Here is a 13460-nt window from a genome sequence, read left to right on the forward strand (position 1 = left end):
GCCGCACCTGTGGGAGCGGCTTTAGCCGCGAAGAGGCCCGCACAGACAACAAAAAAACCGCTGCCTGGCACTCAGGCAGCGGGTTTTCGTTTACAGCATGAGGCTTATTGGCCCAGCACCTGCCCGATGGTCGGGTCCTTGAACAGGCGGGTCAGCGCATCGCTCAGCACATCACCCACCAGTTGCGTGTTGGTGTCCTGGTTCGGCGCCATGCCGAAGCGCTGGTCCAGCGAAGCGCCGTAACGGCCGCTGTAGCTGCGGCCGCCGTTGCGCACGTCGGCACGGAAGGTGGCACCGATGGTGGCCTCGGTCACGTACAGGTTGTCTTTGGGCGACTGATACTTCAGCTCGGCAAGGGTCACGGTCAGCTGTGGCGCATTACCGGCGTTCGGCGTCGGGGTGAAGCCGAGCAGGCGCACAGCAGCTTCGGCCTGGGCCTGCAGCTTTGGTACTACGTCGTTACCGCTGACGCTGATGGTGCTGGTCTCGGGGTACATGCCACCACGGGTGCCCAGGGACTGCGAAGGCCGGCCGTCAACCACCCGGACCACCACCGGCTGGCCGTGGCCTACCGGGGCAAGCTGGGCCTTGAGCGTGGGTTGCGGGTTGAGTTGTTGCGGGCTGTGGGCACAACCGACCAGGCTGAGGCTGGCCACGGCGATCAAACCGAACAACAGACGTTGCAACATGCGCGTTTCTCCAGAAAATGCGGCAAAGGCCCACAGTATACCTAGCCAGGCACAGACCAGTCATCGGCTCGCACCGCTTGTCACAATCGTTTCATGGCCACGCCCTTATCCTTGCGCCAAGCCCTCACACAAAGGACTCGCCGCCATGGCCTCGCTCTGGACTCTGCTCTTCCAACGCCCGCGCCACAACACCTACGCCCGCCTCGATGGCCAAGGCAAATGCCTGGCCTTCAAGCAATGCAGCCAGGCGCCAAGCGGCAGCGGCTGGGTCCAGGTCGGTGACGTGCAGCTGGCCTGGCTGGGCCGCGAGCTGCCCGCCGACGCCCGGGTTTGCGCCCGCGCAAGCCGCCGCTGGCACCAGCGCATCCTCGCGGCCTGACAAACGCTGCAATAAAAACCACGAATGGCGACATTTCTGCCCGCGACATCGCTATAATCTCCCCCCGATTATAAGGACGTCTCCTGATCGGGCCCCGCACTCGCCGATTGACCCCGGCAACTTCACCCGCTTCGCCCACAGAGAGCCTTCCACTCAGGTCTTGCATCGGCTGTCGTGCCTGCTTTTCCGGCCCTTCACACTGCATGAACCTGCGGGTTGCCATCGCGCAGTCCCCTTTTGAGGTTCACGTCTCCAAAAGAGCGTGAAAAAACGGTTTTCACAACTTCACAAGAGTGTGGCGAGCAAATGAACAGTCTGGCATGTGCAAAAGCGGCAGATGTGTCCCGAACAGCCCTGAACAGGCGGCAAATGCGCTCATCCCGTATGAGTGTCTGAACCGTTCCATAACGCACGCACGACACCTTGACCATAAGTCGAATTGCCGCACCCGTGGCAAACGGCGTTCAATAGCTGAACCCGAAGACTGATTGGCGGTGTCCGCGGAAGTTGCAAGAACTGCGAAAAGTCGGACATGGCGACCCTGGCTAACCCAGGTCCTATGCTGTCAATTAGGTAGCTGTAGATTGTGGAGACGCGTTAAATGGCGCAGAACGAATCGGTTGATGTAGTACTGGTAGGCGCGGGCATCATGAGTGCCACCCTGGCCGTACTGCTGAAGGAGCTTGACCCGACCCTGAAGCTTGAGGTCGTCGAGGCGATGGACTCCGGAGCCGCGGAAAGCTCCAACCCCTGGAACAACGCAGGCACCGGCCACGCTGGTCTGTGCGAGCTTAACTACACGCCTCAGGCCGCCGATGGCAGCATCGACATCAAGAAGGCCGTGCACATCAACGCCCAGTTCGAGGTGTCGCGCCAGTTCTGGGCCTACCTGAGCAAGAAGGGCAACTTCGGCTCGGCGCGTGCGTTCATCAACCCTGTCCCGCACCTGAGCTACGTCGAGGGTGACAAGGGTGTTTCCTTCCTCAAGAAGCGCTTCGAGCTGCTCAAGCAGCACCATGCCTTCGCTGACATGGAATACACCGAAGACAAGGCGGTGATGAACGACTGGATGCCGCTGATGATGCCAGGCCGCCCGGCCGACCAGCACATTGCAGCTACCCGAGTAGCCAAAGGCACCGACGTCAACTTCGGCGCCCTGACCAACAAGCTGCTCAAGCTGCTGGGCGACTCGCCGGACGCGCAGGTGAAGTACAGCAAGAAGGTCGTCGGCCTGCGCCGTAACGGCAGCGGCTGGACCGTGAGCATCAAGGACGTCAACAGCGGCGGCAGCCGCGAAGTCGACGCCCGCTTTGTCTTCCTCGGCGCCGGCGGCGCGGCACTGCCGCTGCTGCAGGTATCCGGCATTCCGGAAAGCAAAGGCTTTGGCGGCTTCCCGGTCAGCGGCCAGTGGCTGCGTTGCGACAACCCGGAAATCGTCAAGCAGCACCAGGCCAAGGTCTACAGCCAGGCCGCCGTGGGCGCCCCGCCGATGTCGGTACCGCATCTGGATACCCGCGTGGTGGACGGCAAGACGTCGCTGCTGTTCGGCCCGTACGCCGGCTTCACCACCAAGTTCCTCAAGCACGGTTCGCTGATGGACCTGCCGCTGTCGGTGCGCATGGGCAACATCGGCCCGATGCTGGCGGTGGCCCGTGACAACATGGACCTGACCAAGTACCTGGTCAGCGAAGTGATGCAGTCGATGGAGCAGCGCCTGGAAGCCCTGCGTCGCTTCTATCCACAGGCCAAAGCCGAAGACTGGCGCCTGGAAGTGGCTGGTCAGCGCGTGCAGATCATCAAGAAAGACCCGAAAAAAGGCGGCGTGCTTCAGTTCGGTACCGAGCTGGTCTCGGCCCAGGACGGCAGCCTGGCCGCACTGCTCGGCGCTTCCCCAGGCGCTTCGGTGACTGTGTCGATCATGCTGGAACTGATCGAACGCTGCTTCCCCGAGCAGGCCAAAGGTGCCTGGGCTGCCAAGCTCAAGGAAATCTTCCCGGCGCGCGAGAAGACCCTGGCAACCGATGCTGCCCTGTACCAGAAGATCAGTGCCGAGAACGACGTGGCGCTGGACCTGGTGGAAAGCAGCCCGGCGGCCAAGCACTACGCCTGACCCCCCGCTAACGAAAAAACGCCCCTCGGGGCGTTTTTTTGTGCCTGGATCTCTATCAGCCTGTGCCGGCCTCCTCGCGGGCTTGCCCGCTCCCACAGGTTCGGCGCTGCCCTCAGGCTCTGCGCTATCCCTGTGGGAGCGGGCGCGCCCGCGAAAGGGCCGGTACAGGCTTACAAATCAGGCGCGGGCGTTGTCGATGATCTCGATGTACTCAGGCGCGTTGCGCTGGTCGGCAATTTGCTCGACGAAGGTCTTGCCGTGCTCGTCCTTGCCATCCAGGTCCAGGCCAGCTTCGACGAAGAAGCCGACAAAGCGCTCGAAATCGTCGACGCGCAGCCCGCGGTAGGCCTTGACCAGCTTGTGCAGCGACGGCGAGGTCACACCATCGGCCGGTTCAAACTGAAGGTACGACTTGATGTAGTCGTCGCTGATTTCGTCGCCGATTACCTGTTTCTTGTCTTTACGCATTGCCGACTCCAACTGGACCATCACGGGATTTCGAAGGCCGGCAGTTTACCCCTCGCAGGCCGCGTGCCTCAACGCGTACGTACGGTACCGGTGTGCAGGTCGGCCCAGATGTGGCCGTTGCCATAGGTGAGAAACTGCACGTACAAGGTCTCGTTGCGCAGCAGGTCCATGATTACCCGGTAGTCACTGACCGGGTAATTCAGGCTCAAGGTGCGGCTTTTTTCGTCATACACGGGCTTCTTCAGGCTCTTGGCCGCTTCACCGTCGAAGGTCAGCAGCACTTGGCCGATGGTCGCGCCCTTGCTCAACGGCTTGCCCTTCAAACGCACCTGCAACGACGAAGTGATCGGGATCGGCTGCTGGTCGGACTGGCGCTGGGCCCCCACCACCACCGCGTAGTCGGTCACTTGCAGCAATTGCTGGGCGGTCGGCGCTTCCTGGCGCAGGGCCTGGTCGTCAGGCGGCAGGAACTGGCTGTGCAGCGGTGCGGCGGCCAGTGGCAGGCTGACCGCCAACAGGAGGGGAAGAATCGCACGCATGTGAGGCTCCTTGAATGAAGGAGCACTCTAGCATGCAGGGCGGCGCTTGATTACAGCCCCTTGACGGCGAAAATGCCGTTGGCGTTGCGCCAGTAGCCTTTGTAGTCCATGCCGTAACCGAAGATGTAGCGGTCGACACACGGCAGGCCCACGTAGTTGGCCTTGAGGTCCGGGCTGGCCTTGCGGTCGTGGTCCTTGTCGATCAGGACTGCGGTGTGCACCGAGCGCGCGCCGGCATGTTTGCAGAACTCGATGATGGCGCTGAGGGTGTGGCCTTCGTCGAGGATGTCGTCGACGATCAGCACGTCACGGTCGATGAACGACACTTCCGGTTTGGCCTTCCAGAACAGCTCGCCGCCGCTGGTCTGGTTGCGGTAGCGGGTGGCGTGCAGGTACGAGGCTTCCAGCGGGAACTGCAGGTGGGTCAGCAGTTTGCCGGAGAAGATCAGGCCACCGTTCATGACGCAGAACACCACGGGGTTCTTGTCGTGCAGGTCCTTGCAGATCTGCTCGCCGACGTTGGCGATGGCCGCTTCGACTTCGGCTTCGGTGTACAGGCAGTCAGCTTCACGCATGACTTGACGGATGTGCTCGAGATCGGCGGACATGGCGCTCTCCGGGGGTGCATTTTGGAAAAGCGGGCAAAGGTACGCATCCGCTCGTCCCAGATCAAGCATTTATGGACTAACGTCCAAAATGACCAGACGACAGCACAGGTTGAATAGATTAATCTAGCGCGGTTTTTTTGCCCGCCTTTCGGAGCCCCCTATGCCCACTCGTGAGATCCGCCACCCGCTGATCCGCCACAAGCTCGGCCTGATGCGCCGTGCTGACATCAGCACCAAGAATTTTCGCGAACTCGCCCAGGAAGTCGGCGCGCTACTGACCTACGAAGCCACCCAGGACCTGCCACTCGAAACCTACGAGATCGATGGCTGGTGTGGCAAGGTGCAAGTTGAAAAAATTGCCGGCAAGAAGATCACCGTGGTACCGATCCTGCGCGCGGGTATTGGCATGCTTGACGGCGTGCTCAGCCTGATCCCGGGTGCCAAGGTCAGTGCCGTGGGTGTCGCCCGCAACGAGGAAACCCTCGAAGCCCACACCTACCTGGAAAAGCTCGCGCCGGACATCAACCAGCGCCTGGCCCTGATCATCGACCCGATGCTGGCTACCGGCGCCTCGATGGTCGCGACCATCGACCTGCTGAAAAAGGCCGGCTGCAAGGAAATCCGCGCGATGGTACTGGTCGCCGCGCCAGAAGGCATCGAAGTGGTGGAAAAAGCCCACCCGGACGTGAAGATCTACACCGCTTCGATTGACCAGCGCCTGAACGAACACGGCTACATCGTGCCGGGCCTGGGCGATGCCGGTGACAAGATCTTCGGCACCAAGCAAAAGGACGCCTGACCATGCAGGACGGCTTCAACGACCCGCTCTGGCGCCAGGTCGTTTCGGGCGCGCAGATGCTCTTCGTGGCATTCGGCGCGTTGGTGCTGATGCCACTGATCACCGGCCTCGACCCGAACGTCGCGCTGTTCACCGCCGGCATCGGCACCCTGCTGTTCCAGCTGGTCACCGGCCGCCAGGTACCTGTGTTCCTGGCCTCCAGCTTCGCCTTTATCACCCCGATCATCCTCGCCAAGGGCCAGTTCGGCCTGGCCGAGACCATGGGCGGCGTGATGGCTGCAGGTTTCGTGTACACCTTCATGGGCCTGATGGTAAAAATCAAAGGCACCGGTTTCATCGACCGTATGCTGCCACCTGTGGTGATCGGCCCGGTGATCATCTCCATTGGCCTGGCCATGGCGCCGATCGCCGCCAACATGGCGATGGGCAAAGGTGGGGACGGCGCAGCACTGATGCCGTACAAGACCGCCATGCTGATCTCCATGCCAGCCCTGCTGACCACCTTGATCGTCGCCGTGTTCGGCAAGGGCATTTTCCGCCTGGTACCGATCATCTCCGGCGTACTGGTGGGCTTTGCCCTGGCCTTCGCCTTTGGCGTGGTCGACACGGCCAAGATCGCCGCCGCACCGTGGTTGGAAATTCCTAACTTCACCGCACCAGCATTCAACTGGCAGGCCATCCTGTTCATCGTCCCGGTTGCCCTGGCACCGGCGATCGAGCACATCGGCGGGGTGATTGCGGTCGGTAGCGTGACCGGCCGTGACTACCTTAAAAAGCCTGGCCTGCACCGCACCTTGCTGGGTGACGGCCTGGCCACCACTGCCGCCGGCCTGTTCGGCGGCCCGCCCAACACCACCTACGCCGAAGTGACTGGCGCGGTGATGCTGACCAAGAACTACAACCCGAAAATCATGACCTGGGCGGCGGTGTTCGCCATCACCCTGGCGTTCATCGGCAAGTTCGGCGCGCTGCTGCAAAGCATCCCGGTACCGGTGATGGGCGGCATTCTGTGCCTGCTGTTCGGTTCGATCGCGGCGGTGGGCATGAACACCATGATCCGCCACAAGATCGACCTGGCCGAAGCGCGCAACCTGGTGATCGTGTCGGTAACCTTGGTGTTTGGTATCGGCGGCGTGCTGATCGGCAGCGGTGACGGCCCGGATGACTGGGGCCTGAAGGGCATCGCCCTGTGCGCCATCGTGGCAATTGCCCTGAACCTGATCCTGCCGGGCAATGATGGCTGGAAACACAAGAAACTGGATGACCAGTTGCCTTGATCCGGCTTTAGCCTGACCTGGCCTCTTCGCGGGTAAACCCGCTCCCACAGGTATTGTGGGAGCGGGTTTACCCGCGAAGAGGCCGGTACAGGCAACCTGAAAAATCAGGCCTTTTCACACATATCAGCCAGCACCCTCACCCACTCCGGGTGATCATTCAGGCACGGCACCAGCACCAGCTCCCGCCCGCCAGCCTCAACAAACTGTTCGCTACCGCGCATACCGATCTCTTCCAGCGTCTCGATGCAATCGGCCACAAACGCCGGGCACATCACCAGCAGCTTCTTCACCCCTGCCTTGCCCAGTTCGTCCAACCGCGCCTCGGTATAGGGCTCGATCCACTTGGCCCGCCCCAGCCGCGACTGGAACGACACCGACCATTTGCCATCCGGTATGCCCATTTTCTGCGCAAAGGCCCTGGCCGTGGCCAGGCACTGCCCGCGGTAGCACACCGCGCGCATCTCGGCGCTGGCATCCTTGCAGCAGTCGGCGGCCTGGAAGTCGTGCTTGCCGGTCGGGTCCAGCTTTTTCAAGTGCCGTTCCGGCAGGCCATGGAAGCTCAGCAGCAGGTGATCGTAATCCTGCTCCAGGTATGGGCGGGCGCTGGCAGCCAGCGCCTCGATGTAGTCAGGGTGTTCGTAGAACGGCTGCAACACGCGCATCTGCAGCGGCAACTGGCGCTCGCTGACCGTCTGTTTGGCCAGCTCGATCACCGTGGTCACCGTGCTGTCGGCGAACTGTGGATAAAGCGGCGCCAAGGTCACCTTGCGTACGCCCTGGGCTGCCAGGCGTTCCAGCACGTCGGGCAAGGCCGGCTGACCATAGCGCATGGCAATCTCTACCGGGCCATGGGGCCAGTGCTCGACCATTGCTGCCTGCAGACGACGGGTCAGCACCACCAGCGGCGAGCCCTCCTCCCACCAGATCGAGCCATAGGCATGTGCCGACTGCTCCGGGCGCTTGATCAGGATCAGCGACACCAGCAGGCGCCGCACCGGCCAGGGAAGGTCGATCACGTACGGGTCCATGAGGAACTGGTTGAGGTAGCGGCGCACATCGGCCACCGAGGTGGAGGCCGGGGAACCCAGGTTGACCAGCAGCAGGGCGTGATCGGTCATGCAGCGTCCTATGTCAGAGGCGGCTGGACAGGTTGTCCAGGGCCGATTGCAGATCGTTGAAGCGGAAGTTGAAGCCAGCCGCCAGCAAGCGTACCGGGCGCGCTCGCTGGCCGCCCAGCAGCAAGGTCGACATCTCGCCCAGGCCAGCCCGCAGCAGCAATGCCGGCACCGGCAGCAGTGCCGGCCGATGCAGGGCCCGGCCCAGGCGCCTGGCGAACTCACGGTTACGCACCGGCTCCGGGGCGCAGGCATTATAAGGACCGCTGGCATCCTTGTGCTGCAAGAGAAAATCAATCAGGGCGACCTGGTCGTCTATATGGACCCACGGCATCCACTGCCGCCCGTCGCCCAATGGCCCGCCCAGCCCCAGTTTGAAGGGCACGCGCAGGCGCGACAAAAAGCCGCCATCGCTGGCCAGCACCAGCCCGGTGCGCACCAGCACCACGCGGATGCCCTGTGCCTGGGAGCGCTGGGCGGTCTCTTCCCAGGCAATGCATAACTGGCTGGCGAAATCTTCGCGCACCGGTGGCGAGGCCTCGGTCAGTTCGCGTTCGCCACCGTCACCGTACCAGCCCACCGCAGAGCCGGAAATCAGCACCTGCGGGCGTTGCTCACGGGTGCCCAACCAGGTCAGCAATTGCTCGGTCAGGGTGACCCGACTGGCCCACAGCAGGTTGCGTCGGGCCGCCGTCCAGGGCCGATCGGCAATCGGCGCACCAGCCAGGTTGACCACCGCATCAAGCTGATCGTCCGCCTCCAGTTGCTCCAGGCGGGCGATGCCACGTACGCCAGTGCCACATATTTTCGCCACCTGCTCGGGTCGCCGGCTCCATACCGTAAGCCGGTGCCCCTGGCCAAGCCAGTACTGGCACAGATGCTTGCCAATCAATCCGGTGCCACCTGTCAGCAATATATGCATGGCTGTGTCCTCGCAGAATGCAGCGGTGGTCTATTTTTAACATCAAGGCACTTTTTTGACCCGACGCTCTCGGATAAACATAGGCCAACCTGCCCGCCAAAGCGGAATAACCTTATACAGAATTTCTGGATTGTACAGGTTTGCCTGACAGCGTAGTCTGCTCACAGCAAGGTTTGAAGAGGCCATCATGACAGTACCTATTGCCATCATCGGGGCCGGTATCGCCGGCTTGTCAGCGGCCCAGGCCTTGCAAAAGGCCGGGCAATCCGTGCATCTTTTCGACAAAGGCCACGGCAGTGGCGGGCGCATGGCCAGCAAGCGCAGCGAGGCCGGCGCGCTGGACCTCGGCGCCCAATACTTCACTGCCCGTGACCGGCGCTTCGTGGAGCAGGTGCAACACTGGGTTGCCGCCGGCTGGGCCGAGCAATGGAAGCCACAACTGTACAACTACCGTGATGGCGAGCTCACCCCCTCCCCTGACGAACAGACGCGCTGGGTCGGCGTGCCACGCATGAGCGCCATCACCCGTGGCCTGCTCAAGGATGTGACGGTGAACTTCGGCTGCCGCATCGCCGAGGTGTTCCGCGGCAAGCAGTACTGGCACCTGCAAGACACAGAGGGCTGCAGCCATGGCCCCTACAGCCGCGTGGTGATCGCCGTGCCAGCACCGCAGGCCACACCACTGCTGGCCTCCACCCCGAAACTGGCGGCCGTGGCTGCGGGTGTGCAAATGGAACCTGTCTGGGCGGTCGCCCTGGCCTTCCAGACACCTCTCGACACCCCGATGCAAGGCTGCTTCGTGCAGGACAACCCGCTTGACTGGCTGGCCCGCAACCGCAGCAAGCCCGGCCGCGACGAACAACTCGATACCTGGGTACTGCACGCCACGTCAGACTGGAGCCGGCAGCACATCGACCTGCCCAAGGAAGAAGTGATCGAACAGCTGTGGGGCGAATTCGCCGAGCTGGTCGGCTGCGTGGTGCCGGCGCCCACTTTCGCCCTGGCCCACCGCTGGCTCTATGCGCGCCCCAGCAGCAATCATGAGTGGGGCGCACTGGCCGATGCTGACCAAGGCTTGTACGCCTGCGGCGACTGGTGCCTGTCCGGGCGGGTAGAAGGCGCCTGGCTAAGCGGCCAGGAAGCCGCGCGACGACTGCTCGAACACTTGGAGTGATGGGGCGCCATACACAAATTCTAGTTTGCATAACGTCCGGGCTGTGCTGGAATAAACTTGTACAAGATTTTAGTTTCGTACAGGTTTACCGGAGGCAGCCATGCACGACCCCTCAGCCCACAGCAAGCCGCGTATCGCCATCAGCGCCTGCCTGACCGGGCACAGCGTGCGTTACAACGGCGGCCACAAGGCCTCAGACCTGTGCCGTACGCAACTGGATGCTCATTTCGAATGGCTGCCGGTGTGCCCGGAAGTCGCCATCGGCCTGGGCGTACCCCGTGACCCGATCCGCCTGGTCGGCAACCCCGAACGACCGGAAGTGGTCGGCACCCGCAACCCGGGCATGGACCTGACCGGCCCGCTGAGCCGATATGGTGAGCAGATGGCCGCCGAGCTCGACGATATCTGCGGCTATATCTTCATGCAGAAGTCGCCCTCCTGTGGCCTGGAGCGGGTCAAGGTGTATCAGGACAACGGCCACCCGGCCTTTCACGGTGGGCGCGGCGTCTATGCCCAGGCCTTCTGCGAGCAACGCCCGGACCTGCCCGTCGAAGAAGAAGGCCGCCTGCATGACCCCGTGCTGCGCGAGAACTTCATCAGCCGCGTGTACGCCTACGCCGACTGGCAGCGCCTGCTGGCCGAGGGCCTTAGCCGCGGCGCCCTGGTGCGCTTTCATTCGCGTTACAAATACCTGGTGATGGCCAACAACCCCCAGGCCTACCGCACCCTGGGCCGCCTGCTCGGCAGCATGAGCAAGGATGACGACCCTCACAGCATCGGCCCCCGCTACTTCAGCCAGCTGATGCAGGCCCTGAGCCGCTGTGCCAGCCGCGGCACACACTGCAATGTGCTGCAGCACCTCAGCGGCTACTTCAAGGACAGCCTGACGCAACAGGACAAAGACGAGTTGCAGACAATCATCAGCCAGTACCAGCAAGGTGTGGTGCCGTTGGTGGTGCCGCTGACACTGCTCAAGCACCATTTGCGCAAGCACCCCGACCCCTATCTGCAGCAGCAAGCGTACCTGCAGCCGCACCCCGAGAGCCTGGGCTTGCGCAATGCGGTCTGATGACTTGCTGCCCATCGGCGAACTGGCCCGCCGCACCGGCGTCAACCCGGTCACCCTGCGCGCCTGGGAACGCCGGTATGGCCTGCTCAAGCCCCAGCGCACCGCCAAAGGGCATCGCCTGTACCCGCTGGATCAGATTGATCGGGTCGAGGCAATCCTTAGCTGGTTGCAGCGTGGGGCATCGGTCGGCCAAGTGCGCGAGCTGCTCGACAAACCGTCCAGCACGCCGCCCAAGGGTGACTGGCAGGCCCGGCAGTTCCAGCTGATCGAGGCCATTGCCAACCTGTCACAGCGCGCCCTTGACCAACAGCTTAACCAGGCGATGGCCCTGTACCCGGCCGTTACCCTGTGCGAACAACTGCTGCTACCGCTGCTCGACCTCCTCGACCTGCGCTGGCGCAGTTACTTCAATGCGCAGCTGGAGCAGGTATTTTTCCACGGCTGGCTTCGCAGCAAGCTTGGTGCCCGCGTCTACCATGACAACCAGTTGCTGCAAGGCCCTGCGGTGTTGCTGGTGGAAGACAGTGAACGTGCCTTCAGCCCCGGTTTATGGCTATGCGCCTGGCTGTTCACCAGCAACGGGTTCCCGGTCGAGGTACTGGAAAACCCCGTTGCAGGCCCGCACCTGCAACGCGCCGTCAGCACACTCAGCCCCCGCGCCGTGCTCCTGCACCTGGGGCCGCGCATCGATGGCAAGGCACTGCAACGCACCCTGCACAACCTGCCCATGACAATCCTGGCCGGCGGCCCGACGCTGTTGCTGCATGAAGCGCAGCTGCGTGCCCTCGAGTTGCCCAACCTCGCCCTGTTCGACACCCCGCAGGTGGCACTGCGCTTGCTTCAAGCCCATGACCGCCAGCCTGTAGAGATGAATGCCCCATGCACCTGACCTGGCTGCGCAGCGACCTGCGCATCGATGACAACACCGCACTCAGCGCCGCCACCGAGCGCGGCCCGACCATCGCCCTGTGGCTGGTCAGCCCCGGGCAATGGCAGGCCCATGATGACGCCGCCTGCAAAGTCGATTTCTGGCTGCGCAACCTGCGCGACCTGCGCCAGTCGCTGGAAGGCCTGCATATCCCTCTGCTGATCCGCAAGATCGACACCTGGGACCAGGCCCCCCAGGCAGTGCTCGACGTATGCCGCCAACACCAGGTGCAAAGCGTGCACTGGAACGAAGAGTACGGCATCAACGAGCAGCGCCGCGACGATGCCACCCGTGCCCTGCTGGAAAAGTCTGGCATTCAGGCACACAGCCACCTCGACCAGCTGTTCTTCCGCCCGGGCACCATCCTCACCCGCAGTGGCGATTACTTTCAGGTCTTCAGCCAGTTCAAGAAAACCTGCCTGGAGCACCTGCACCGCAGCCTGCCTGCCCTGGCCCACCGGGTTAAGCCTCAGGCACCGCTGCAAATCCAGAGCGACCCGATTCCGCAACACGTGGACGGTTTTGAAACACCCGCACGCGCTTTGCGTGAACATTGGCCAGCGGGTGAAGCCGAGGCGCAGGGGCGGCTGTCCCGCTTTCTTGACGAAGCCATCGACGACTACCAGTTACAGCGTGACCTGCCTGCCAAGCCCGGCACCAGCCAGCTTTCGACTTACCTCGCCGCTGGCGTGATCTCGCCGCGCCAGTGCCTGCACGGTGCACTGGCCAGCAACCGGGGCGAGTTCGACAGTGGCAGTACGGGCGTGCAGACCTGGGTCAACGAGCTGCTCTGGCGCGAATTCTACAAGCACATCCTGAACGGTTATCCACAGGTCTCGCGACACCGCGCCTTTCGCGCGCAGACCGAGGCCCTGCCCTGGCGCGATGCACCGGCCGACCTCGAAGCCTGGGAACAGGGCCGCACGGGTTTCCCGATAATCGACGCCGCCATGCGCCAGTTGCTGCACACCGGGTGGATGCATAACCGGCTGCGCATGGTCGTGGCCATGTTCCTGACCAAGAACCTGCTGATCGACTGGCGCAAGGGCGAGCGGCACTTCATGCGCCACCTGATAGACGGTGACCTGGCTGCCAACAACGGCGGCTGGCAGTGGAGCGCGTCCACCGGCACCGATGCAGTGCCCTATTTCCGTATCTTCAACCCGGTTTCACAGTCTCAACGTTTCGACCCACAGGGGCGTTTCATTCGGCACTGGCTGCCGGAACTACGTGACATAGATGAGAGAAATATCCATGAACCGATGAAATCCAGGGATCTTTTTGGTAATAGTTTGTATCACAGTCCTATAGTCGATCTCAGCAGCAGTCGCCTGCGTGCACTGGAAGCCTTCAAGGGCCTACCACGTCGGCAGGATTAGAGGA

Annotated in this window: 14 protein-coding genes; 8 read left to right on the forward strand and 6 right to left on the reverse strand. The window is 62.8% G+C overall.

Features of this window, described 5'->3' with window-relative positions:
* Positions 1–104: 104 nt before the first annotated feature.
* On the reverse strand, positions 105–689 hold the full coding sequence (locus ABOC32_RS28110; protein ID WP_426809663.1) for a YajG family lipoprotein: 585 nt from the start codon (positions 687–689) through the stop codon (positions 105–107).
* 145 nt (positions 690–834) lie between these two features.
* Here ABOC32_RS28110 and ABOC32_RS28115 point away from each other — a divergent pair, with 145 nt between their 5' ends.
* Both ABOC32_RS28115 and mqo read left to right on the forward strand, forming a co-directional pair.
* A complete protein-coding gene (locus ABOC32_RS28115) occupies positions 835–1068 on the forward strand; it encodes a hypothetical protein (protein WP_426809664.1) in 234 nt (77 codons plus the stop codon).
* 601 nt (positions 1069–1669) lie between these two features.
* Positions 1670–3178: a malate dehydrogenase (quinone) gene (mqo, locus tag ABOC32_RS28120; RefSeq protein WP_426809665.1), complete on the forward strand. Its 1509-nt coding sequence runs from the start codon at positions 1670–1672 to the stop codon at positions 3176–3178.
* Between the two features lie 177 nt (positions 3179–3355).
* Here the strand turns inward: mqo and ABOC32_RS28125 are convergent, their stop codons facing one another.
* The 3 genes from ABOC32_RS28125 to ABOC32_RS28135 form a co-directional block, all read right to left on the reverse strand.
* Entirely contained in the window at positions 3356–3646 is a 291-nt protein-coding gene (locus tag ABOC32_RS28125) for a PA4642 family protein (RefSeq protein WP_426809666.1), read from the reverse strand.
* A gap of 68 nt (positions 3647–3714) precedes the next feature.
* Positions 3715–4185, reverse strand: coding sequence for a hypothetical protein (locus ABOC32_RS28130; RefSeq protein ID WP_426809667.1), 471 nt, complete (start codon positions 4183–4185; stop codon positions 3715–3717).
* A 50-nt stretch (positions 4186–4235) separates the two neighbouring features.
* Positions 4236–4793, reverse strand: coding sequence for a hypoxanthine-guanine phosphoribosyltransferase (locus ABOC32_RS28135; protein ID WP_338799373.1), 558 nt, complete (start codon positions 4791–4793; stop codon positions 4236–4238).
* Positions 4794–4953: 160 nt separating this feature from the next.
* Between ABOC32_RS28135 and upp the strand changes: the two genes are divergently transcribed.
* Complete coding sequence (gene upp, locus ABOC32_RS28140; protein WP_016501492.1) at positions 4954–5592, forward strand: uracil phosphoribosyltransferase; 639 nt, start codon at positions 4954–4956, stop codon at positions 5590–5592.
* 2 nt (positions 5593–5594) lie between these two features.
* Positions 5595–6869 carry a uracil-xanthine permease family protein gene (locus tag ABOC32_RS28145; RefSeq protein ID WP_016501493.1) on the forward strand — a complete coding sequence of 425 codons (1275 nt, stop codon included), beginning with the start codon at positions 5595–5597 and terminating at the stop codon, positions 6867–6869.
* A gap of 104 nt (positions 6870–6973) precedes the next feature.
* On the opposite strand, the gene hemH is transcribed toward ABOC32_RS28145, so the two are convergent.
* Positions 6974–7987: a ferrochelatase gene (gene hemH / locus ABOC32_RS28150; protein ID WP_426809668.1), complete on the reverse strand. Its 1014-nt coding sequence runs from the start codon at positions 7985–7987 to the stop codon at positions 6974–6976.
* A gap of 13 nt (positions 7988–8000) precedes the next feature.
* Positions 8001–8906 carry a TIGR01777 family oxidoreductase gene (locus ABOC32_RS28155; protein WP_426809669.1) on the reverse strand — a complete coding sequence of 302 codons (906 nt, stop codon included), beginning with the start codon at positions 8904–8906 and terminating at the stop codon, positions 8001–8003.
* Positions 8907–9093: 187 nt separating this feature from the next.
* On the opposite strand from ABOC32_RS28155, the gene ABOC32_RS28160 reads away from it, so the two are divergent.
* The 4 genes from ABOC32_RS28160 to phrB all read left to right on the forward strand — a co-directional run bounded on the left by ABOC32_RS28160 (position 9094) and on the right by phrB (position 13456).
* The gene (locus tag ABOC32_RS28160) at positions 9094–10080 is read left to right on the forward strand and encodes an NAD(P)/FAD-dependent oxidoreductase (protein WP_426809670.1); all 987 of its coding nucleotides are present in this window, start codon (positions 9094–9096) and stop codon (positions 10078–10080) included.
* Between the two features lie 100 nt (positions 10081–10180).
* Positions 10181–11149: a YbgA family protein gene (locus ABOC32_RS28165; protein WP_426809671.1), complete on the forward strand. Its 969-nt coding sequence runs from the start codon at positions 10181–10183 to the stop codon at positions 11147–11149.
* Entirely contained in the window at positions 11139–12038 is a 900-nt protein-coding gene (locus tag ABOC32_RS28170) for a MerR family transcriptional regulator (RefSeq protein ID WP_426809672.1), read from the forward strand. The genes ABOC32_RS28165 and ABOC32_RS28170 overlap by 11 nt, the downstream gene beginning before the upstream one ends.
* On the forward strand, positions 12029–13456 hold the full coding sequence (gene phrB / locus ABOC32_RS28175; RefSeq protein WP_426809673.1) for a deoxyribodipyrimidine photo-lyase: 1428 nt from the start codon (positions 12029–12031) through the stop codon (positions 13454–13456). Before ABOC32_RS28170 ends, phrB begins: the two co-directional genes overlap by 10 nt.
* Positions 13457–13460 lie beyond the last annotated feature (4 nt).

This window comes from Pseudomonas sp. WOUb67 (assembly GCF_050058005.1).
GTDB classification, from domain to species: domain Bacteria; phylum Pseudomonadota; class Gammaproteobacteria; order Pseudomonadales; family Pseudomonadaceae; genus Aquipseudomonas; species Aquipseudomonas putida_R.